Source organism: Streptomyces sp. NPDC000880 (assembly GCF_053599675.1).
Genome location: NZ_JBSFMS010000124.1, coordinates 1 through 20964, shown reverse-complemented (window position 1 = coordinate 20964; position 20964 = coordinate 1). Strand labels below are relative to the sequence as shown.

The following is a 20964-nucleotide window of genomic DNA, read 5'->3' as shown; positions in this document are numbered from 1 at the left end:
GTGCGGCGAGATGGACGGCATCACCACGAAAGCGGGCCAGGGGTCCCCGCAACCCGCCGCGCGGCAGCTTCGCGCCGCCCAGAAAGGCCGGGCTGGCGCCCCCGCAACCCCGGGCCGCTCCGGCGACTTCGCCGCGGAGCCCAGGAAGGCGGGACTGGCGCCCCCGGGCGGGCCCGCGCCGGGTGCCTGTCGGTGGGGAGGAGCCGTGCAGGGTCGTCCCCACAGGGGATCGGCGGCCGAACCCAGTGATCAACACGAACCCCCCTTACCGCCGCCGACCCCGAGGAGTCGAGCCCGGAGGGGCCCCGGGACCCACACCCCACAACACCGGGCACACCGGGCACACCGGGCACACCGGGCACACCGGGCACACCGGGCCACCCAAACCCGCACCGCAGACGGCCGCACCCCGCAAGGCCCGCGACCCGCACCGCGGACCCCGCCGCAACGCGACACCGGGCACGCCGCAACCCGCACCGCAGCCGCGCCGCCCCGACTGCCGCCGTTTGTATGGTGCCGCAACAATCCGGCACAGTGGACTAGACCTGTCGCCCGTCCACCCTTCAGACTGTCCATGTGAGACACGTCATCGCCCTCGATGTGGGCGGCACCGGCATGAAAGCCGCCCTGGTCGGGGTGGACGGCACCCTCCTGCATGAGGCCCGTCGCCCCACCGGGCGCGAGCGTGGGCCGGACGCCGTCGTCGAGTCCATCCTCCGCTTCGCCGGCGAGCTCCACGCGTACGGCCGGGAGCACCTCGGCCAGAGCGCCCTCGCCGCCGGCGTCGCCGTCCCCGGGATCGTCGACGCCGACCGCGGCATCGCCGTCTACGCCGCCAACCTCGGCTGGCGCGACGTACCCCTCCGCACCCTCGTCGCCGACCGCATCGGCGGCGTCCCCGTCGCGCTCGGGCATGACGTCAGGACCGGCGGGCTCGCCGAGGGACGGATCGGGGCCGGCAGGGGCGCCGACCGGTTCCTGTTCGTGCCGCTCGGCACCGGAATCGCCGGCGCCATCGGCATCGCCGGGCGGATCGAGGCCGGAGCCCACGGATACGCCGGTGAGATCGGCCACATCGTCGTCCGCCCCGACGGCCCCGACTGCGGCTGCGGCCAGCGCGGCTGCCTCGAGACGCTCGCGTCCGCCGCCGCGGTGACCCGCGCCTGGGCCGAGGCGAGCGGCGATCCGGACGCGGACGCCGCCGACTGCGCGAAGGCCGTCGAGTCCGGCGACCAGCGGGCCATGCGCGTCTGGCACGACGCCGTCGACGCCCTCGCCGCCGGCCTCGTCACCGCGCTCACCCTGCTGGACCCCCGCACTCTGATCATCGGTGGCGGTCTCGCCGAGGCGGGCGAAACCTTGTTCACACCGCTGAGGGCCGCCGTCGGGGAGCGAGTGACGTTCCAGAAGCTGCCCGCCATCGTCCCGGCAGCCCTCGGGGACACCGCCGGATGCCTCGGCGCGGGGCTGCTCGCCTGGGATCTGCTCGCCACCGACTCGGAGGTAACCGCCTAATGGCCGCACGCGCCGCACGCGCCACACGCGCCACACGCGCCACAAGCGCCGCACGTGCCGGAAGCACCGTTCTCGCCGGCGCCCGGGTGGTCCTGCCGACCGAGACCGTCGAGAACGGACGGCTCATCGTCGAGGGCACGAAGATCGCCGGCGCAGCGCCCGCCGACGCGCCCGTCCGCGATCTGACCGGCCACTGGGTTGTCCCCGGCTTCGTCGACATCCACAACCACGGCGGCGGTGGTGCCTCCTTCACCTCCGGCAGCGCCGAGGACGTGCTGAAGGGCGTGCGGACCCACCGCGAGCACGGCACGACCACGCTCGTCGCGTCCACCGTGACCGGCGAGATGGACTTCCTCGCCCGCCGTGCCGGCTTCCTCTCCGAACTCGTCGAGCAGGGCGACCTCGCCGGCGTCCACTTCGAGGGGCCCTTCATCTCGCCGTGCCGCAAGGGCGCCCACAGCGAGGAGCTGCTGCGCGACCCCGACCCGGCGGAGGTGCGCAAGCTGATCGACGCGGCACGCGGCACCGCGCGGATGATGACGCTCGCCACCGAGCTGCCCGGCGGTATCGACTCCGTACGGCTGCTCACCGAGCACGGCGTGATCGCCGCGATCGGCCACACGGACGCCACGTACGAGCAGACCGTCGAGGCGATCGAGGCGGGCGCGACCGTGGCGACGCACCTGTTCAACGCGATGCCCGGCCTCGGCCACCGCGCTCCGGGCCCGATCGCAGCGCTCCTGGAGGACGAGCGGATCACGGTCGAGCTGATCAACGACGGCACGCATCTGCACCCCGCCGCCCTGGAGCTCGCCTTCCACCATGCGGGCGCGGACCGCATCGCCCTCATCACGGACGCCATGGACGCGGCGGGCTTCGGCGACGGCCGCTACCAGCTCGGCCCGCTCGCGGTCGACGTCAAGGACGGGGTCGCCCGGCTGGTCGACGGCGGCGCGATCGCTGGCTCGACGCTCACCATGGACACCGCGTTCAGGCGCGCGGCCACCATCGACAGGCTGCCGGTGGAGGAGGTCGTCCAGGCCATCTCGGCCAACCCCGCGAAGCTGCTCGGCGTGTACGACAAGGTCGGCTCGCTGGAGCCGGGCAAGGACGCCGACCTCGTGGTGCTCGACGCGGAGTTCACGCTCAAGGGCGTAATGCGCAAGGGCGAATGGGTAGTTGAGCCCCAAGTGGGGTGATTTCTGAGTAAGTTACGCCAAAGCGGTTGACCCGGAGGTCTGGGCCAACCGCCTTCCGTTTGGCATGATCAGGGCCCGTACAAACATGGCAAGCGCGTTCGATGGGGGGTGACAAGGTTGATCCTGACGGTCACGCTCAACGCCGCCCTGGACATCACGTACTCGGTCCCCGCGCTGACACCGCACGCCAGCCACCGCGTCGGCGAGGTCCGCGAACGCCCCGGCGGCAAGGGCCTCAACGTCGCCCGCGTGCTGGCCGCGCTGGGCCACGAGAGCGTCGTCACCGGCTTCGTGGGCGGCCCCGTCGGAGCCGTACTGCGCGATCTGCTGGCCCCCCTCGCGCCGCACGACGCGCTCGTCCCGATCGCCGGGACCACCCGCCGCACGCTCGCCGTCGTGGACGACGCAAGCGGCGACACCACCCAGCTGAACGAGGCGGGCCCCACGGTCAGCCCCGCCGAATGGGCCACCTTCCTCTCCTCGTACGACTCCCTCCTGCAGGAGGCCCAGACCGTCGCCCTGTGCGGCAGCCTGCCGCCGGGCATCCATGTGGGCGCGTACGCCCAACTGGTCCGCCGGGCCCGCGCCGCGAACGTCCCCGTGCTCCTCGACACCAGCGGCGAACCGCTGCGCCGCGGCATCGCCGCACGACCCGACCTGGTCAAGCCGAACGCCGACGAGCTCGCCCGGCTCACCGGCTCCCGCGAGCCGCTGCGCGCCGCCCGCGACGCCCGCCGCCGCGGCGCGCACACGGTGGTCGCCTCGCTCGGTCCGGACGGCGTGCTCGCGGCCACCCCCGAAGGCGTCTGGCGGGCGACCCCGCCCTCCCCGGTGAAGGGCAACCCGACGGGCGCGGGCGATTCAACGGTCGCCGGGCTGCTCTCCGGGCTCGTGGACCGGCTGCCGTGGCCCGACCGGCTGGCCCGCGCCGTCGCCCTGTCGGCGGCGACCGTACTGGCTCCGGCGGCGGGCGAGTTCGACGCCGTGGCGTACGAGGACCTGCTGCCGCGGATAGCGGTGACCGAGCGCGCGGCCGCGGCGTGAAAGGCGTGAAAGCCCACAGCGAGCGCACCATCGGGCCCAGCCGCCCGGGAATTGGGGGGCGCCATGCCACTCGTCAGCACCGGTGAACTCGTCTCGGCCGCCGCGACCGAGGGCCGCGGCATCGCCGCCTTCAACGTCATCACCCTGGAGCACGCGGAGGCGATCGCCGCCGGGGCCGAACAGGCCGGCGCGCCCGCGATCCTGCAGATATCCGAGAACGCGGTGAAGTTCCACGGCGGCAGGCTCTCGGCGATCGCCGCCGCCGCATCCGCCGTCGCCCGCGCGTCCACCGCCCCGCTCGCCCTCCACCTCGACCATGTCGTCTCCGCGAACCTGCTGCGGGCGGCGGCGGACGAGGGCTTCAGCTCGGTGATGTTCGACGCCTCGAAGCTGCCGTACGACGAGAACGTCAAGGCCACGGCGGACGCGGTGCGCTGGGGCCACGGGCGCGGCATCTGGATCGAGGCGGAGCTCGGCAAGGTCGGCGGCAAGGAGGGCGAGCCCCCGCACGACGCCCACGCCCCGGGCGTCCGCACCGCCCCGTCCGAGGCCGCGGCCTACGTCGCCGGGACGGGCGTGGACGCGCTGGCCGTAGCGGTCGGCTCGTCCCACGCGATGACGCAGCGCACGGCGTCCCTGGACCACACCTTGATCACCGACCTGCGGGACGCGGTCCCCGTCCCCCTGGTCCTGCACGGCTCCTCCGGCGTCCCGGACGAGGAGATCCGCCGCGCGGTCGCCGCCGGCATGGTCAAGATCAACGTCGGCACGGCGCTCAACACTGCGCTCACGGGCGTGGTCCGGGCCTTCCTGGAGGCCAACCCGTCGACGGTGGACCCCCGAAAATACCTCGTCCCGGCTCGCGAAGCGATGGCCGGGACGGTGGCGGGTTTCCTGCGGCTCCTCTAACCCTTCGTCTGCCCCTGCTCCAGGAAGACCTGGTCGAGGTAGGCCTCGCACTGATCGCCCTGCTCGCAGGAGATCTTCAGGTCGTTCTTGCCCTTTTCGAGGTCGACGTAGGCGTAGGTGCGGGTCCAGCCCTTCTCCCAGTCGCCGTCCGCGGCCTTCGCGAAGTTCGACATGTTGATGGAGCGGGGCGTTCCGCCGTTGATCGTGAGCGAGGTCTTGGCGTCCCTGCCCGGCACGCCGTACGTGATGAACAGCGTGTACGCGCCGGCCTCGGGCACGTCGACCGACCAGCTGGCCGATCCGCCGACGCCGTTGAACGACACATACGCGCCACCCGCGCCCTTCGCGCCCTTGATGTCCTTCGCCAGCGCCGCCGGCGCGCCCAGCTGGAGCGTCGCCGCGTCCTGCTTCGGCAACTCCACCGGCCCCGCCGACTGCGACGGCTGGTCGCTCGGCTTCACGGACTCGGCCGCGGTCGCACCGCCGTTCCCGCCCGGCTTGCCGGCTGCCTTGCCGTCCTCGCCCGTCATCAGCGCCGCGCCGATGGCGACCACGACGACCGCAACCACCGCGATCGCGCCGATCAGCAGGCCCTTGGTGTTGGGGCCGCCGCTGCGGCCGCCACCGTGGCCGCCGTGGCCGTTGCCGTGCTGCTGGGGCACGGTCTGGCGGGTGGGGGCGCCGCCGGGGTAGCTCTCGGGCGCCGCGTACTGCGCGGTCGGCTGGCCCTGCGGTGCGTACCCCTGCTGCGGAACCTGGCCGTACTGGCGCTCGCCGACCGTCCGTACCTGGTTGTACGAGGTTCTGGGGACCCCGGGCTGCGTGGCGGGACCCGGGTAGCCGTAGCCGCGGCTCTGGCCGGGCGGTGTAGCGCCCGCCGCCCGTCCGTCCTCGTACAGGTAGCCGAACGGATCGTCGTCCTCGGGCGTGCTCGCGCCGTTGTTACCGGCCGTCATCCCTAGTCACTCCTCACCATGTCGTCAGCACATCGCCGACGCGGGCGAGCCTACCCGGTTCGGAGTAGCCCATAGGGTGTTGTTGCCCTCAGCCGGCCCGCCGGTGCACCTTCGCCCGGGACCGCTTCTCGATGTACATCCGCTGGTCAGCGGATTGCAGGACCTCTTCCACTGACATCCCGCAGCTTGCCCAGCCGATCCCGAAGCTCGCCCCGACGCGGACCCCTCTGCCGCCGACCCGGATCGGCAGGATGATCGCGTTCCGCAGGCGAACGGCCAGGTCGGCGGCGTCCGCCGCGCCCAGGCCGTCGGCGAGGACGACGAACTCGTCACCGCCGAGCCGGGCGACTGTGTCGTTGTCGCGTACGAGGGCGGTGAGCCGGCGCGCGACCTCGACCAGCACCGCGTCACCCGTCTGGTGCCCGAACCGGTCGTTGATCGACTTGAAGCCGTCGAGGTCGCAGAAGAGGACCGCGAGCCCCTTCGTCCCGTCGTCGACCTCGCCGTCGGGCGCGACCGCGTGCACATGGTGGTCGTACGGCACGCCCGTCGTCTCGAAATCGAAGCCGTCACCGCCGAAGATATGCTCCGCGTCGGACTCGTAAGCGGCGTCAAGCGCCTCGATGGCCGTCTCCCGCGCCGCGTGCGGCCGCTCGCACAGCCGGGAGCTGAGCCGGGCGCGCAGCTCGGCGCTGTTGGGCAGGCCGGTGAGCGAGTCGTGCGAGGCGCGGTGGGCGAGCTGCAGCTCGTGGCGCTTGCGCTCCTCGATGTCCTCGACATGGGTGAGCAGGAAACGGGGCCCGTCCGCGGTGTCGGCGACGACGGAGTTACGCAGCGAGACCCAGACGTACGTCCCGTCCCGGCGGCCGAGACGCAGCTCGGCGCGGCCGCCCTCGGCGGACGTACGCAGCAGGGTGCCGACGTCCTCGGGGTGGACGAGATCGGCGAAGGAGTACCGGCGCATCGCCGCCGCCGGCCGGCCGAGCAGCCGGCACAGGGCGTCATTGGTGCGCAGTAGTCGGCCGTGCTGGTCACCGCCCATCTCGGCGATGGCCATGCCGCTCGGCGCGTACTCGAAGGCCTGCCGGAAGGACTCCTCGCTGGCGCGCAGGGCCTGCTGCTCGCGCTCGAGCCTGACCAGGGCGCGCTGCATGTTTGCCCGCAACCGGGCGTTGCTGATCGCAATGGCCGCCTGGGACGCGTACATCTGGAGCGCCTCCTGGCCCCAGGGGCCCGGGCGGCGTCCATTGCGCGGCCGGTCGACGGAGATGACGCCGAGGAGCTCACGGCCGCCGCCCGATGCGTACATGGGGGCGTAGAGCCGGTCCTGCGGGTGCCACTCGTCCTCGAAGCGGGGATCGGGGCCTTCGGTGTGCCACTGCGGGACGTCGTCCTCTATGAGCACCCAGCCCTCGGTGTGCGGGATGAAGCGGAGCTCGCCCCAGGCCTCGCCCATGGACAGCCGCCGCTCCCAGGAGGGGCGCGAGCCGACCCGTCCGGTGATCAGGGCTTCCGCGGCGGCGCTGCCGGCGAACGCCGCGACGACGAGGTCACCGTCGGGGCGTACGAGATTGACGCAGGCCAGTTCGTAGCCGAGTCCTGCGACGATGCCGTCGGCGACGGTCTGCAGTGTGTCGGCCAAGCTCCGGGCCGTGTTGAGGTCCGCGACGGCCTGGTGCAGCTGCCGCAGGGTCGCAAGACGGACGTAGGGATCCGACTCGGTCTCCATCGCTCGCTCTCCCCGAGACCTCGACAGCAAACTCCAGGGTTCTCATCGGCGGTTCTTGTTGCGGTATCACGGCCACTGAATCACAGCGAGCTGTCCACTCGGTACACAGGGTCAACAATTACTGCACTCTGTGACTCAAGTCACATCAAATGATGAAGGGTTGTGAGCGCGAGGTGGGAGGCTCCATCGCTTTCTTGAACGCAAATCCGGGTACGCCGGTCCTGCACCCGTTGCGCGCCCGTTGTGCGCCGGTCCTCTATTTCGTCCTGCGCCGTCCCGTATCCGTCCTGCGCCGGTCCTAGGACTTGGCTGGTCCCATGGGCCGATGCGGTGCGGGTCGGCCGAGGCTAGCGTTCTCGTGTGCTGCAGACGACCTCTACTTCCGCCACTGATGCCATCCCCCATGCTGAGGGGGTGAGCAACGAGGAGTTCCGCGCCGCCATGTCCCGGCTGGCCGCGGGTGTGGTGCTGGTGACCGCGCACGACCCCGACGACGGCCCGCACGGCGAGGACGCCGGCATGACCGCGACTGCGTTCATGTCCGTGTCGCTGGACCCCCCGCTCGTGCTGGTGAGCCTGCGCAACGGCTCGCGCATGGACGACCTGCTCGCTCAGCAGCCGCTGTGGGGGGTGTCGGTGCTCTCGGAGAGCCAGCGGCACGTCGCCGGACGGTTCGCGATGAAGGGGCGGGTCAGCGACCGGCTGCTGTTCGAGGACATCCCGTACACGCGGGGCGAGGTGAGCGGGGCGCTGCTGGTCCAGGGTGCGCTGGCGACGCTGGAATGCCGTACGGAACAGCGGATCGAGGCGGGCGACCACACACTGGTGATCGGCCGGGTGCTGGGGGTGGGACTGCCGAGCGGGGACGGGGAGCCGCTGGCGTATTTCCGTGGCCGATACCGCCAGTTGGGCTGAGGGCGCTTTCCCCCCCCACCCCACCCCGCCCTAGTCCCAGGCGCGGCCCGTGCGGCCCCGTTTCGTTTCCGCGCGTTGCTTCTTCTCGCGCAGCCGGCGCTCATTGATGCCGCGCGGGATCTTCGTCGCCCGGCGGGGCCGCGGTGGCGGCGCCGTCGCCTCTGCGAGCAGCGTCGCCAGGCGGACAGCCGCCGTCTCGCGGTTGCGCCACTGCGAGCGGTGCTCCGACGCGCGTACGGCGATCACGCCGCCGACCATCCGGCCCGCGAGCCGCTCCAGCGCACGGTCCTTCCATACCTGCGGCAGCGCCTCGGTCTTCGCGAGGTCGAAGCGGAGCTCAACCTGCGAGTCGCTGGTGTTGACGTGCTGGCCACCCGGCCCCGACGACCGCGAGAAACGCCACATGAGCTCGGCCTCCGGCAGGGAGACCGAACCGCGGATGATGTAGGGACCGGACATGCGTCCATGGTCGCGTGCCCGCGCCGTTCGCGTCACCCGCTTTTCCACGAATCAGCAAGGACGAGCACGGCAAATAAAGAAAGACGGGTGGAACCTGGCAGTCCCCTGCCTGCGTTATGACGGGTGACGGTAGCTTCGGGAGGGCTCGAAGCCCGCACACTCGACCACGAAGGGGACTTCCCAATGGCAGTAAGCCTGTCCAAGGGCGGCAACGTCTCGCTCACCAAGGAGGCACCGGGCCTGACCGCCGTCACGGTTGGTCTTGGCTGGGACGTCCGCACCACCACCGGCACCGACTTCGACCTCGACGCCTCCGCGATCGGCGTCAACCCCGGTGGCAAGGTCGCCTCCGACGCCCACTTCGTCTTCTTCAACAACAAGGCGACGCCCGACCAGACCATCGTCCACACCGGTGACAACCGCACCGGCGAGGGCGGCGGCGACGACGAGCAGATCAACGTCAACCTGGCGGGCCTGCCGACCGACGTCGACAAGATCGTCTTCCCGGTCTCGATCTACGACGCCGTCAACCGCAGCCAGAACTTCGGCCAGGTGCGCAATGCCTACATCCGCATCGTCAACCAGGCCGGCGGCACCGAGATCGCGCGCTACGACCTGAGCGAGGACGCCGCCACCGAGACCGCGATGGTCTTCGGCGAGCTCTACCGCAACGGCGCCGAGTGGAAGTTCCGCGCGGTCGGCCAGGGGTACGCATCGGGGCTGGAGGGCATCGCCCGCGACTTCGGCGTCAACCTCTGACGTTCACCTCAGTGTTCAGGCAGCCCCCGGCCACGCGGCCGGGGGCTCCTTACGCTATCCGCCCTATCCGCGCGCTCCCCGCGCTCTCTGCTACGACCGTGCCGGTTTGTCCTTGCCGTACAACCAGGTGCCCCACAGCTCCCCCAGGTCCTTGCCGGACTGCTCCTCCACGTACGCGGTGAAGTCGGCGGTCGAGGCATTGCCGTGCCGGTGCGCAGCGGCCCAGCCCCGCACAATCCTGAAGAAGGTCTCGTCTTGGCCGACGGCCTGGCGGATCTTGTGCAGGACCATCGCTCCGCGCCCGTACACCGGCGAATCGGAGACCTTGGCAGCGGACGGCGGATCGGCAGGCGGGAAAGCCCAGTTGTCCTCGTCGGCGAAGGCCGCCTCGAAGCTCTCCTGGGCCGGGGTGTCCACGAAGTCCTCCGCCCAGATCCACTCCGCGTACGTGGCGAAGCCCTCGTTGAGCCACATGTCCTTCCAGGACTCGGGCGTCACGGAGTTGCCATACCACTGGTGCGCGATCTCATGGACGAGCGTCTCGACGTCGAATTGTTCCACCGGGAAGACGGGCCTGGTCTGGGTCTCCAGGGCGTACTTGACCTCGCCCTCCGGGACGACAATCGCGCCCGCGGAGGAGAAGGGATACGGACCGAAGTTGTCCGTGGCCCACTCCATGATCTCGGGGATGCGGGCGAGCAGCTCCGCGCTCTCGCCGGCCACAGCCGGGTCGACGGCGGTGAGGACACTCAGGCCGGAGGAGGTGCGGGAGGGCTTCACGTCGTACGCGCCGATGGCGAGCGTGACGAGATAACTGGCCATCGGTTCCTTCGACTTCCAGGCGAAAGTGGCGCGGTCGCCGGTCGTGCGCTCGCTCGTCAACTCCCCGTTGGAGATGGCCTTCAGCCGCTCTGGGACGGTGACCGTGATGTCGTACGTGGCCTTGTCGCTCGGGTGGTTGTTACTGGGGAACCAGGCCATCGACCCGGTGGGCTGGCCGACCGCGAGCGTGCCGTCCCCGGTCTTCAGCCAGCCTTCCACGTCGCCGTCCTGGTTGGTGACCTCCGGCGGTTCTCCGGAGTAGCGGACGACGGTACGGAAGGTCTTGCCCTTGTCGATGTCGCGGTGCGGGCGCAGCGTCAGCTCGTCGCCCGCCTGGTTGGCGGCGGCCTTCTTGCCGTCGACGGTGGCGCTGTCGACGGTCAGCTTGTGGAGGTCGAGATTGAAGGCGCTCAGGTCCTGGGTGGCACGGGCGGTGATCTCGGCGGTGCCCTTGAGGCGGCCGGTCTTCGGTTCGTAGTCGAGGGTCAGGGCGTAGTGCTGGACGTCGTAGCCGCCGTTGCCGAGATCGCGGAAGAGCGGATCGCGTACGCCTGATGCGCCGGGCTTGCCCTGCACGGCCGCGCCGCCGTCGGCACATCCCACGAGGAGGAGCAGGGCGACGGCGGGCGTCAGGATGCGCAGCGTCCAGTTCATAAGAGAGTTCGCTCCACGCAATTGATCCTATGGGGGCGGGTATCGGAGGCGCCGGTCCGCAATCCGCGCCGGTTCCGCGGAGCACAGGACGAGCGGTTGCTGCCGTAGCCCGGCGGGCGGGCTCGGGGTGAGAGCGCCCCCATGACACCATCACCCCGTGCTCGACATCGGCTACTCCCTCTCCCGTCGCTTCCCCGACCCCCCGCAGACCGACTACCGCCGCGCGGACGTCCAGGCCCTGCGGCACGACCTGTTCTGCGGGGACGTCTATCTCGCCGACACCAAAGAGGACCGCGAGGTATCCACAGCCTGGGGATGGGTGCCGGTGCTCGACTTCGCCTGGGCGTTGTGCGACATCGTCGAGCGGCTCGACCGCGACCCGCTCGGCAGCCGCGCCGCGAAGCCCCAGCACGCCGAGCTCGACTTCACCGAGTCCGCAGACCGGATGCTCTTCGAGCGGCGCTTCGGCTGGGTCGATGTGGAGGCCGACTGGATGCCGGGCGATGAGCCGCCCCTCACCTTCAGCCACGCCGAGCTGCGCCGCGAGGCCCGCGACTTCCTGCACGATCTGATCGCGGATCTGTCCGACATGCACGAGGGGCTCGACGACAACCCCGTCGTCTGGGACCTCCAGGCCCGTTTCCCACGCCTCTAGCCCCTCGCTCGCGCCCGCCGTGCAGCAGCTCATCCAGGGCCAACTGCACGTCGCCGGGCACCAGTCCCAGGCCGCCGGCGTCGAAGCGGCCTCCCTCGCGCTGCTCGCCACAAGGCAGACGCAGCTGCCCGGGCGGACGACGGACGCTCTTGACCTCGAGCGGACTCGGGCGAGGGCCTGCACGACGGTGCGCCGCTGACCTTCACGGACGAGGAGCTGGCGGAGCGCGGCATCACCTCCGAGGGCGTGCTCGGCCCAGTCATGATCCAGAAGGCGGGCGGCGACGTACGGGCGCTGGAAGAACGTTCCCTCGCCGAGGCCGCGTCGGGCCGGCTGCGCCCCGCCGTGCAGCGTTTCGCGCTCGCCGAGGCGGCCGCGGCCCACCGCGCGCTGGAGACCCGGGGCACGATGGGCAAGGTCGTCCTGATCCCGTAAACGCTATGAACCGAGCTTGGTGAGCGCCTCGTCGGTCAGCCGGTAGACCGTCCATTCGTCCTGCGGCTCGGCACCCAGTGCGCGGTAGAAGTCGATCGACGGCGTGTTCCAGTTCAGTACGGACCACTCCAGTCGCTCGTAGCCGCGCTCCACACAGATCCGCGCCAGCTCGGCCAGCAGCGCCTTGCCGTATCCGCCGCCGCGCAGCCCCGGCCGTACGTACAGATCCTCCAGATAGACGCCGTGCACCCCGCGCCACGTCGAGAAGTTGAGGAACCAGAGCGAGAAGCCCGCGATCTCCCCGTCCACCGTCTCCGCGAGGTGCGCGAAGGCGGCGGGCCGCTCGCCGAACAGCGCCTCGTGCAGTTGCTCCTCGCTCGCCCTGGCCTCTTCCAGGGATTTCTCGTACTCGGCGAGTTCGCGGATCATGCGGTGGATCTCGGGGACATCGGCGGGTGTGGCGTGACGAATCATGTGGTCAGGATGGATGCCGACCAGGCTCACGTGCCAGCAGCTTCCGACCGATGGACACCTTTTGCTCCTGGAGACGGGTCTCTCCGTCCGTCACCTCCCAAAGGCGATGGGCGGTCGTCCTGCCGCAGCTCCCAGCGCTCCAGGAAGTCGGCGGCCCGACCGCCGGGGCCGTCGGTCGCCGGCTCGCGGTACTGCCGGTACCCTCCCGCCCATGAGCACGAGCACGGTCAACGGCGGCATATCGTTCTGGTACGCGCAGGGGGGAACCCCCGTCCCCCGGGAGCCCCTCCCCGGCCACGCCACCGCGGACGTCTGCATCGTCGGCGGCGGATACACCGGTCTGTGGACGGCCTACTACCTCAAGAAGGCCGTGCCCTTCTTGAACATCACGGTCCTTGAGGGCAAGTTCTGCGGTTACGGCGCCTCCGGCCGCAACGGCGGCTGGCTCTACAACGGCATCGCCGGCCGCGACCGCTACGCCAGGCTCCACGGCCACGACGCCGCCGTGCGCCTCCAGCAGGCCATGAACGACACCGTCGACGAGGTGGTGCGCGTCGCCGCGGAAGAGGGCATCGACGCCGACATCCACCAGGGCGGCGTACTCGAAGTCGCCCGCACCCCTGCCCAGTTGACCCGCCTCAAGGCCTTCCACGCCGTCGAGATCGCCTTCGGCGAGAAGGACCGCGTACTGCTCGGCGCCCGCGAGACCGCCGAACGCGTACGCGTCACCGGGGCCGTCGCCTCCACCTGGACCCCGCACGGCGCCCGCCTGCACCCCGTGAAGCTCGTCAAGGGCCTGGCGGCGGCCGTCGAAGCACTGGGCGTCACCATCCACGAGTCGACACCCGTCACGGAGATCAAGCCCAAGCACGCCATCACGCCGTACGGCACGGTCCGCGCCCCGTACATCCTGCGCTGCACCGAGGGCTTCACCGCGAACCTCAAGGGCCAGAAGCGCGACTGGCTCCCCATGAACTCCTCCATGATCGCGACGGAACCCCTCCCCCGGTCCGTCTGGGACACCATCGGCTGGGACGGCCGCGAGACCCTCGGCGACATGGCCCACGCCTACATGTACGCGCAGCGCACCGCGGACGACCGCATCGCCCTGGGCGGCCGGGGCGTCCCGTACCGCTTCGGCTCGAAGACCGACAACGACGGCCGCACCCAGTCCGCCACCATCGAGGCCCTCCGCGAGATCCTGGTCCGCTTCTTCCCGACCACCGCGGGCGTCCGCATCGACCACGCCTGGTCCGGCGTCCTCGGCGTCCCCCGCGACTGGTGCGCCACGGTCGCCCTGGACCGCTCCACCGGCCTCGGCTGGGCAGGCGGCTACGTCGGCTCCGGCGTGGCCACCACCAACCTCGCGGCCCGGACCCTGCGCGACCTGATCCAGCAGGACTCGGGCCAGGCGGGCGGCACCGAACTCACCTCGCTGCCCTGGGTGAACCACAAGGTCCGCAAGTGGGAGCCGGAGCCGCTGCGCTGGCTGGGCGTGCAGGGCATGTACGCGGCCTACCGCGCGGCGGACCGCCGCGAGGCGGGCGCGCACACGGCGGAGACCGACCGCATCGCCCGGGTGGCGGACAAAATCGCGGGCCGCCACTAAGCCCTACCTGCTGGTCCAACCTGCTGGTCCAACCTGCTGGTCCAACCTGCTGGGTGCGCCTACCCGACCTCGATGCCGTACTCCTGCACCAGGGCCTCCAGACCTCCCGGGTAGCCCTTGCCGCCGATGACGAACTGCCAGTCGCCGTTCCCACGACGGCGGAAGGACCCGAGCACCAGGGCTGTCTCCCCGGCCCGGCCGTCCGAGACCTCCAGCCGGTCCAGCTCTGCGCCCTGAGTGTCCCGGAGCCTGATTCCCGCCTCGGTGAAACCGGCCAGGTCGGCATCCGGATTGACCTCGGGGTCGACCGCCGCGACGAGAACGAGGCGGTCGGCCTGCTCCGGCAGCGCGTCGAACGAGACCCGGATCGCCGCCTTGTCACCACTGGCGGCGGTCACCGCGCGCACGGAACCGTCAGGCGTACGCGTGTTGTTGAAGAAGACGAAGTGGTCGTCGCTGAGCACCCGGCTGCCGTGGCAGACGAGCGCGCACACGTCCATCGCCACGCTGCCGGCCCACGTCATGCCCAGTACGTTGAAGTCACCGGCATCGTCCGCCTCCGACCGCGGGTCCGGAACCGACGCTCCCGTGCCCGCACCAAGCCGCCCGCGCAGACCGTAGCGCCCCAGCAGATCGACCAGCTCGTTACCGGACACCAGGGTCAGCGGCTTGCCGTTGGCGAAGGTGTACGAGCCCGGGCCGAAGCCCGAAGTCGTCACCAGGACGACCTTGTTGGCACCCGCGCCCTGCACAGTCCCGTAGAGATCCCGGACCGCGCTCGGCGGCACCGTATTGCGGTAGCGCTTGACCTGCACAATGATCTTGCCGCCGCTGATCGGGTCGGGGTCGAGCGCCTCCACGTCGACACCGCCGTCGTTGGAACGCTGCGTCGTCACCGCCTGCATCCCCCGCGCCCGGAACAGCTCGGCGACGAGCCCCTCGAATTCGACCGGGTCCATTTCCAGCAGATCCGGCTCGGCTCCACCGCCGTGTGAGACGACCCCGGCACCGACGTCCTGCGGGGCCCGCCCGGGCCGTACAGCGGCGCGCTGGTCGGGTCGCGCGGACAGCTGGCCCCGTACTCCCCCGACCAGACAGTCCACCGCGCTCACCTGCTCCAGGCACAGCCCGCTGAAATCGCTGCGCGCGACCATCACCGTGCTCAGGAAGATCTGGGCCTGCCGCCCCGTAGCCGGATCGACGTCGTCGACGAACCCGTTCAGCGCCACCGACTCCAGGGTCCCGAACTCATCGGCGGCGAAGAGGTCACGCAGGACGAGGAGCATGCACTGAGCGAGCACTTCCCTGTAGAGGTTTCTGCGCTGCGCGGCAGGCCGGGGACTCTCCTTGTACTGGTCCGTGGCGGCCACGTACCGGATGGACTTCGCCTCGGGAACGATGTCGTAGGACGGGAGTTCCCAATTCAGGACGAGCTGCCGGGCAGCGGGGTCGAAGGCGGCCACCACCTGGCGCGGCAGCCCATCCGGCCACGCCGTCGACGCGTACAGCGCCGCGGAGAAGTACTCCACGACCGTCTCCGGCTCCCCGCCGCGAAGCGCCGCGGCCATCTCGGCGATGCCGGCGTTGTGACGCCGGATCTCAGCGCGCTGTGCGCCCGCCCAGTCGTCGTACTGCCGCTGGTATGCCGCCAGTTGCTGAAGTCGCTGCGCCTCCGCCGCCTGCGCGGCCTGCACATCGTGTTGGTACCGCGCCTGAGCTTCCCGCTGTGCCTGCGCCCGTCGGCTCGCGGTCCAGGCCCCCTGCGGCTGGTACCGGTTCATGTCCGGCATCGCAACGGGGTGCGCGAGCTGTCCCGGCGCGAACGGCTCGATCTGCTCTACGCGTGTCAGCGACGCCGTCCGGAATGCCGCAGCCCGACAGCCCGAGGCCAGCAGGCCCGTCAACACCCCGATCCGGGCGTCCAGTTCTTCCGTACGCTCCCGCGCGTCCGCCTCACGCCGCTGCTTGTACGCTGCCTGCTGCTCACGGTGCATGCGGGCCATGTCCCGCTGATACGTCCGATGCTGCCGCTCCTGCTCCCGCTGCCCCTGCAGCCACGCACGGTGCTGTGCCTCCTGTTGCCGCTGCTGCTGTCTCTGTGCCTCGGCCCAGACGCCGATCAACCCGCTGGAGCGACGACTCATCCGACGGCCTCCCCACCCCCTGGGGCCGGCAAGCCGAACCCCATTCTTCACATGCCCCACACATGCGGAGAGGCAAGTGTCTCGGAAGAGACCGGCCAAGGACACCGTTTCGCACGGAGCCGTAGCGCGACCACCGACTTCGCTGTGCGCCTCGATCGGGCGCATGGGAGGGCGAGTGCGTGAGATCACTGTGAGGTTCGGCTGGGTAGGGTCCCGAGGCATGACTGCCTCAGAGCCGACCATTCTCGCCACCTCGGGTGGTCACCGCGTCGGGGACCGCACAATGGTGGCCTTCGACGCACTCGTGCACCATGCCGTCGACCTGTCCGGGGTTGATGGACGTCGGCCCCGGGTTATGTACGTCGGTACGGCAATCGGCGACGCCGAGCACTTCACTGCACGCATGAGCGAGGCCGCTCGAGTCGCAGGATTCGACCTGACCCCGCTGCATCTCTTCCCCATGCCGAACCTCGAGGACGTAGAGGGCGCCGTGCTCGATCAGGACGTCGTCTGGGTGATGGGCGGCTCGGTGGCGAACCTGCTGGCGGTGTGGCGGGTCCACGGGCTCGACGCAATCTTCCGTCGCGCTTGGGAAACAGGTGTCGTGCTCAGCGGTGTCAGTGCGGGGTCGATCTGTTGGTTCCAGGGCGGTGCCACCGACTCCTTCGGCCCCGAACTACGGCCGCTCACCGGCGCACTCGGATTCCTGCCCTACGGGAACGGTGTCCACTACGACAGCGACAAGGGGCGGCGTCCACTGGTGCACCAGCTCGTCGCGGACGGCACCTTGCCCACCACACACTGCACCGACGACGGGGTCGGCCTCGTCTACCGGGGAACCGAACTTGTTGAAGCCGTCGCGGAAGTGGCGGGAAAGGGTGCCTATCTCGTTGCGCGCGACGGCGACTCGGCCGTCGAAGAACGCATGGAACCGCGCCTGCTGCCGCGGCAGCGGAGCTAGAGCGGCAACACATGCGAAAGGACCTCCGCCCGGAAGCGGAGGCCCTTCCTCTCGATCAGAAGAAGCCGTTCAGGTTCCACCAGTCGGTGGCCGTCTCCACACGCGAGTCCAGCGCGCCGTTGCCGCGGCCCGGGTACACGAGCTGGCAGCCGACGCCTCGGCAGCCTTCGCCGACATAGCTGCTCTTGGTGGTGGTGACGAGGTCGGCACGGCCGTCGCCGGTGACATCGCCCAGGCCCAGGAACGTCTCCATGCCGTTCCAGCCGCCGTTGCCGATCAGCACAGGGGACCCGACGGCCCCGGCCTTGCCCGGGTACAGCCACAGCTCCCCGGTGGAGGCCTTGCGGGCGATCAGGTCCGCACGGCCGTCACCGTTCATGTCGCCCGCCCCCACGAGGGCGCTCATGCCGGTCCAGCCGCCGTTGCCGATGAGCTTGCGGGCACCGAGGGCGCCGCTGCCGGTGCCGGGGTACAGCCAGAGCTTGCCCGTGGCCTTCTCGACGGCCAGCACGTCCGAGCGTCCGTCGCCGGAGAGGTCACCGTAGGCGACGATCCGGCTCATGGCGTTCCAGCCGCCGTTGCCCATGAGCTTGCGCGCACCGAGGCTGCCGGTGCCGGCGCCCGGGTACAGCCACAGCGTCCCGGTGGACGCCTCGCGGGCGATCACGTCCTCGCGGCCGTCACCGCTGAAGTCGCCGTGGCGGACGAGGGCGTTCATGGCGTTCCAGCCGCTGTTGCCGACCAGCTGCCCGGTGCCGTCGCCGCGAAGGAACCACAGCCGGCCCGCCTTGTCCCGGACGAGGACGTCGGCCCGGAGGTCGGCGTTCAGGTCACCGAAGCCCGCCGCCTGGGGCGCGGTCGTGGCGTACCACTCCGGGTAGGCCGGGAGGAAGCACTCCCGCTCGGTGGCGACGAAGCTCACCGAGCTGACGGTGCGGTGGGAGTAGCCCCACTCGGTACCCGCGGGGTCGGGGTCCCAGATGGAGACGCCGCCGTTCCGGCTGTAGTTCGTGTCGTCGTGCAGGCACGCGAACTTGGACGTGCGGTTCACGACGGACTGGAACGTGTTGTCCCAGGTCCCCAGCGTCGCCTTGTTCGCGTTCGTCTTGAACATGGTGCCCGTGCCGTTGTCGGTCTTCCAGGCACAGAAATAGCCCGACGGGCAGTCGCTGATCGCGGCCTGTGCGGGCGCCGCGCCCGCACCGAGGAGCCCGAGCGAGGTGAGCCCCAGCGTCGTGGCCACCGTGGCCAGGCGCCGAAGCAGTGATACGCGCATTTCTTTCCCTCCCTGACGCGGCGCGGAGAGACGCTCGACGTGCCGCGGGAGGAAGATACCTCGCCGACGTGATCACTCCTTCGACCAGCAGCCGATGAAGATGGCCGCAGCCGAAGCCCTGTGGGAGACCGAGGCACCAGCGCCCTTCTCCGTCTTCGCCTACGGCGACGTCGACAAGGGCCACAACACGGTCGCCCTCGAGATCCCAGCGCTGCTGTCTTTCCTCGCCGAAGACGACTTCTCCTCCCCGGTCCCCGGCATCAACGACGTCAACAGGTCCGAGCAGAAGAAGTACGGTCCCGGCGACTACCGGCCGAGCATCCCCGTCGCCTATTGGGGCTTCCGCTGGATGATCGGCTTCGGCCTGGCCGCCTTCCTCATCGGCGTCGTCGGGCTCTGGCTGACCCGCAGGAAGCTTTGGCTCGCTCCCGGGCTGCGGACACGCGAGGACGAGCTGCCACGCCTGGCCCTCACCAAGGGCAGAGCGCTCGGCCCCAGACCCACCACCTGGTTCTGGCGGCTCGCGCTGCTCACCACGGTCTTCCCGCTGATCGCCAACTCCTGGGGCTGGATCTTCACCGAAATGGCCCGCCAGCCATGGGTCGCCTACGGCCTACTCCGGACCGCCGACGCAGTCTCGCCTCGTGTGTCCCAGGGGGAGGTCCTCACCTCGATGATCGTCTTCACCGCTCTCTACGCGATCCTCGCCGTCATCGCGGTCAGGCTCCTCGTGAAGTACGTCAAGGCCGGCCCGCCCGAGCTCACCGACTCCGACCTCAACCCGCCCACCAAGATCGGCGGCGACAAGGACGCCGACCGCCCCATGGCCTTCTCGTACTGACACGTACCGGAAACCCAGAACCGACAACCGAGAACCGGGAGGAGCAAGGCATGGAACTCCAAGACGTCTGGTTCGTCTTCATCGCCGTCCTGTGGATCGGCTACTTCTTCCTCGAGGGCTTCGATTTCGGGGTCGGCGTTCTCACGAAGCTGCTGGCCCGTGACCGGACCGAGCGGCGGGTGCTCATCAACGCCATCGGGCCGGTCTGGGACGGCAACGAGGTGTGGCTGATCTCTGCGGGGGCCGCGACCTTCGCCGCCTTCCCCGAGTGGTACGCCACCCTCTTCTCCGGCTTCTACCTGCCGCTGCTGCTGATCCTGGTCTGCCTCATCGTCCGGGGCGTGGCCTTCGAGTACCGGGCGAAGCGCAGCGAGGAGCGCTGGCAGACCAACTGGGAACACGCGATCTTCTGGACGTCGTTGCTGCCCGCCCTACTGTGGGGCGTCGCCTTCGGCAACATCGTGCGCGGAGTGAAGATCGACGCGAACAAGGAGTACGTCGGGAACCTGCTCGACCTGCTCAACCCGTATGCGATCCTCGGCGGGCTGGTGACGCTGGCTCTGTTTACCTTCCACGGGGCGGTGTTCACTGCCCTCAAGACGATTGGTGACATCCGGTTGCGGGCGCGCAGGCTGGCGACGGTGCTGGGCCTGGTGACGGCTGTCCTCGCGCTGGGCTTTCTGACCTGGACGCAGATCGACAGGGGCGACGGCAACAGCCTCGTCGCGATGATCATTGCTGTGGTGGCGCTCGTCGGGGCGATCGTGCTCAACATGAGTGGGCGGGAGGGCTGGTCCTTCGCCCTGTCCGGAGTGACGATCGTCGCCGCCGTGACCATGCTCTTCCTGACGCTCTACCCGAACGTCATGCCGTCCTCGCTCAACGACGACTGGAGCCTGACGGTCGACAACGCGTCGTCCACCGCGCTCACGCTGACGATCATGACCTGGTGCGTAGGGATCGCCCTGCCTCTCGTAGTGCTGTACCAGGGCTGGACGTACTGGGTCTTCCGCAAGCGGATCGGGACCCAGCACATCGCCGACGCCGCCCGCTGAGCCGCGATGGGTCCAGGACGACTCCCAGCCGATCATCTTCGGGATGGGCGCCCAGGGGTTGTGGCTGGAGACCAGGATGATCTCCGCCATCAACGGCCCGCGCCCCGGCTTGCCGTTCTCCAGGCGTTCGAAGGCGGACAGGCTGTACTGGTCGGGTACGGGCGCCCAGCTGAAGTTCGGGCCGTTGTACCCGAGGTGCCGGGAGTCGTAGATGTTGTCGAGGCCGTAGAACTGCCCCTCCGGCCAGGCCCGGGTGACGCCCGGCATGATGCCGACCGTCCGCCAGACGCCTGCGCGTTGGAAGGCGCTGGTGAGGCTGCTGGCGGCCTTTACGACTCTGCGGTTCGGTGAGTTGGCCTCGCTCCGCCGCCGGGACATCGACGTGACCGGGTGCGTGGTCCTGGTCCAGCGGGCTCAAGCGGGGATGCAGGACGGGAAGCTGTTCGACAAGGCTCCTAAGCCTCGATCCACCGACTGTCCCGTGTCCCGTGGATAGAGAAATGAAGAGAGGTGCCTGCTGACCTGCGAAGATGGGAGTTACCACACAACCATC

General features: G+C 70.2%; 18 protein-coding genes and 4 pseudogenes. 14 read left to right on the top strand and 8 right to left on the bottom strand.

Annotated features, from left to right (window positions below; all coding sequences use genetic code 11):
• The first annotated feature begins 576 nt into the window (after window positions 1–576).
• From ACWDO5_RS29205 to ACWDO5_RS29190, 4 genes are all read left to right on the top strand, one after another.
• Complete coding sequence (locus ACWDO5_RS29205) at window positions 577–1515, top strand: ROK family protein (RefSeq protein ID WP_450533386.1); 939 nt, start codon at window positions 577–579, stop codon at window positions 1513–1515.
• Complete coding sequence (nagA, locus tag ACWDO5_RS29200) at window positions 1515–2714, top strand: N-acetylglucosamine-6-phosphate deacetylase (protein ID WP_450533385.1); 1200 nt, start codon at window positions 1515–1517, stop codon at window positions 2712–2714. The genes ACWDO5_RS29205 and nagA overlap by 1 nt, the downstream gene beginning before the upstream one ends.
• A gap of 117 nt (window positions 2715–2831) precedes the next feature.
• The gene (locus ACWDO5_RS29195; protein WP_450533384.1) at window positions 2832–3758 is read left to right on the top strand and encodes a 1-phosphofructokinase family hexose kinase; all 927 of its coding nucleotides are present in this window, start codon (window positions 2832–2834) and stop codon (window positions 3756–3758) included.
• A gap of 63 nt (window positions 3759–3821) precedes the next feature.
• On the top strand, window positions 3822–4667 hold the full coding sequence (locus ACWDO5_RS29190; RefSeq protein ID WP_450533383.1) for a class II fructose-bisphosphate aldolase: 846 nt from the start codon (window positions 3822–3824) through the stop codon (window positions 4665–4667).
• Here ACWDO5_RS29190 and ACWDO5_RS29185 read toward each other — a convergent pair.
• Both ACWDO5_RS29185 and cdgB read right to left on the bottom strand, forming a co-directional pair.
• Window positions 4664–5623, bottom strand: coding sequence for a carbohydrate-binding protein (locus ACWDO5_RS29185; protein WP_450533382.1), 960 nt, complete (start codon window positions 5621–5623; stop codon window positions 4664–4666). The genes ACWDO5_RS29190 and ACWDO5_RS29185 overlap by 4 nt on opposite strands.
• Before the next feature lie 88 nt (window positions 5624–5711).
• Window positions 5712–7352, bottom strand: a complete 1641-nt coding sequence (cdgB, locus tag ACWDO5_RS29180) for a diguanylate cyclase CdgB (protein ID WP_450533381.1) — start codon at window positions 7350–7352, stop codon at window positions 5712–5714.
• A gap of 441 nt (window positions 7353–7793) precedes the next feature.
• On the opposite strand from cdgB, the gene ACWDO5_RS29175 reads away from it, so the two are divergent.
• Window positions 7794–8267, top strand: coding sequence for a flavin reductase family protein (locus ACWDO5_RS29175; protein WP_450533387.1), 474 nt, complete (start codon window positions 7794–7796; stop codon window positions 8265–8267).
• 30 nt (window positions 8268–8297) lie between these two features.
• Here ACWDO5_RS29175 and arfB read toward each other — a convergent pair whose 3' ends face one another.
• Window positions 8298–8726 (bottom strand): alternative ribosome rescue aminoacyl-tRNA hydrolase ArfB, encoded by a 429-nt coding sequence (arfB, locus tag ACWDO5_RS29170; RefSeq protein ID WP_450533380.1) that lies wholly within the window; start codon window positions 8724–8726, stop codon window positions 8298–8300.
• 183 nt (window positions 8727–8909) lie between these two features.
• On the opposite strand from arfB, the gene ACWDO5_RS29165 reads away from it, so the two are divergent.
• The gene (locus ACWDO5_RS29165) at window positions 8910–9485 is read left to right on the top strand and encodes a TerD family protein (protein WP_450533379.1); all 576 of its coding nucleotides are present in this window, start codon (window positions 8910–8912) and stop codon (window positions 9483–9485) included.
• 90 nt (window positions 9486–9575) lie between these two features.
• On the opposite strand, the gene ACWDO5_RS29160 is transcribed toward ACWDO5_RS29165, so the two are convergent.
• The gene (locus ACWDO5_RS29160) at window positions 9576–10961 is read right to left on the bottom strand and encodes a M1 family metallopeptidase (protein WP_450533378.1); all 1386 of its coding nucleotides are present in this window, start codon (window positions 10959–10961) and stop codon (window positions 9576–9578) included.
• A 157-nt stretch (window positions 10962–11118) separates the two neighbouring features.
• Between ACWDO5_RS29160 and ACWDO5_RS29155 the strand changes: the two genes are divergently transcribed.
• The 3 genes and pseudogenes from ACWDO5_RS29155 to ACWDO5_RS29145 form a co-directional block, all read left to right on the top strand.
• Window positions 11119–11616 carry a hypothetical protein gene (locus ACWDO5_RS29155; protein ID WP_450533377.1) on the top strand — a complete coding sequence of 166 codons (498 nt, stop codon included), beginning with the start codon at window positions 11119–11121 and terminating at the stop codon, window positions 11614–11616.
• 19 nt (window positions 11617–11635) lie between these two features.
• Window positions 11636–11815, top strand: a complete 180-nt coding sequence (locus tag ACWDO5_RS29150; protein ID WP_450533376.1) for a hypothetical protein — start codon at window positions 11636–11638, stop codon at window positions 11813–11815.
• Window positions 11782–12051, top strand: a pseudogene (locus ACWDO5_RS29145) (zinc-binding dehydrogenase); the annotation flags it as partial. The gene ACWDO5_RS29150 and the pseudogene ACWDO5_RS29145, both read left to right, overlap by 34 nt.
• Before the next feature lie 3 nt (window positions 12052–12054).
• On the opposite strand, the gene ACWDO5_RS29140 reads toward ACWDO5_RS29145, so the two are convergent.
• Window positions 12055–12525, bottom strand: a complete 471-nt coding sequence (locus ACWDO5_RS29140) for an N-acetyltransferase family protein (protein WP_450533375.1) — start codon at window positions 12523–12525, stop codon at window positions 12055–12057.
• A 211-nt stretch (window positions 12526–12736) separates the two neighbouring features.
• Here ACWDO5_RS29140 and ACWDO5_RS29135 point away from each other — a divergent pair, with 211 nt between their 5' ends.
• The gene (locus ACWDO5_RS29135; protein ID WP_450533374.1) at window positions 12737–14134 is read left to right on the top strand and encodes an NAD(P)/FAD-dependent oxidoreductase; all 1398 of its coding nucleotides are present in this window, start codon (window positions 12737–12739) and stop codon (window positions 14132–14134) included.
• Between the two features lie 59 nt (window positions 14135–14193).
• Here the strand turns inward: ACWDO5_RS29135 and ACWDO5_RS29130 are convergent, their stop codons facing one another.
• Window positions 14194–16278, bottom strand: coding sequence for a restriction endonuclease (locus ACWDO5_RS29130; protein WP_450533373.1), 2085 nt, complete (start codon window positions 16276–16278; stop codon window positions 14194–14196).
• A gap of 220 nt (window positions 16279–16498) precedes the next feature.
• On the opposite strand from ACWDO5_RS29130, the gene ACWDO5_RS29125 reads away from it, so the two are divergent.
• Complete coding sequence (locus ACWDO5_RS29125; protein ID WP_450533372.1) at window positions 16499–17239, top strand: Type 1 glutamine amidotransferase-like domain-containing protein; 741 nt, start codon at window positions 16499–16501, stop codon at window positions 17237–17239.
• 55 nt (window positions 17240–17294) lie between these two features.
• Here ACWDO5_RS29125 and ACWDO5_RS29120 read toward each other — a convergent pair whose 3' ends face one another.
• Window positions 17295–18515: an FG-GAP-like repeat-containing protein gene (locus ACWDO5_RS29120; protein WP_450533371.1), complete on the bottom strand. Its 1221-nt coding sequence runs from the start codon at window positions 18513–18515 to the stop codon at window positions 17295–17297.
• 79 nt (window positions 18516–18594) lie between these two features.
• Here ACWDO5_RS29120 and ACWDO5_RS29115 point away from each other — a divergent pair.
• Both ACWDO5_RS29115 and cydB read left to right on the top strand, forming a co-directional pair.
• A pseudogene (locus ACWDO5_RS29115) lies at window positions 18595–19356 on the top strand (cytochrome ubiquinol oxidase subunit I); the annotation flags it as partial.
• Between the two features lie 50 nt (window positions 19357–19406).
• Window positions 19407–20411 (top strand): cytochrome d ubiquinol oxidase subunit II, encoded by a 1005-nt coding sequence (cydB, locus tag ACWDO5_RS29110; RefSeq protein ID WP_450533370.1) that lies wholly within the window; start codon window positions 19407–19409, stop codon window positions 20409–20411.
• A gap of 23 nt (window positions 20412–20434) precedes the next feature.
• Here the strand turns inward: cydB and ACWDO5_RS29105 are convergent.
• Window positions 20435–20729, bottom strand: a pseudogene (locus ACWDO5_RS29105) (sulfatase); the annotation flags it as partial.
• Here ACWDO5_RS29105 and ACWDO5_RS29100 point away from each other — a divergent pair.
• Window positions 20707–20871 (top strand): annotated as a pseudogene (locus tag ACWDO5_RS29100) (site-specific integrase); the annotation flags it as partial. The pseudogenes ACWDO5_RS29105 and ACWDO5_RS29100 sit on opposite strands and share 23 nt — an antisense overlap.
• Between the last annotated feature and the right edge of the window lie 93 nt (window positions 20872–20964).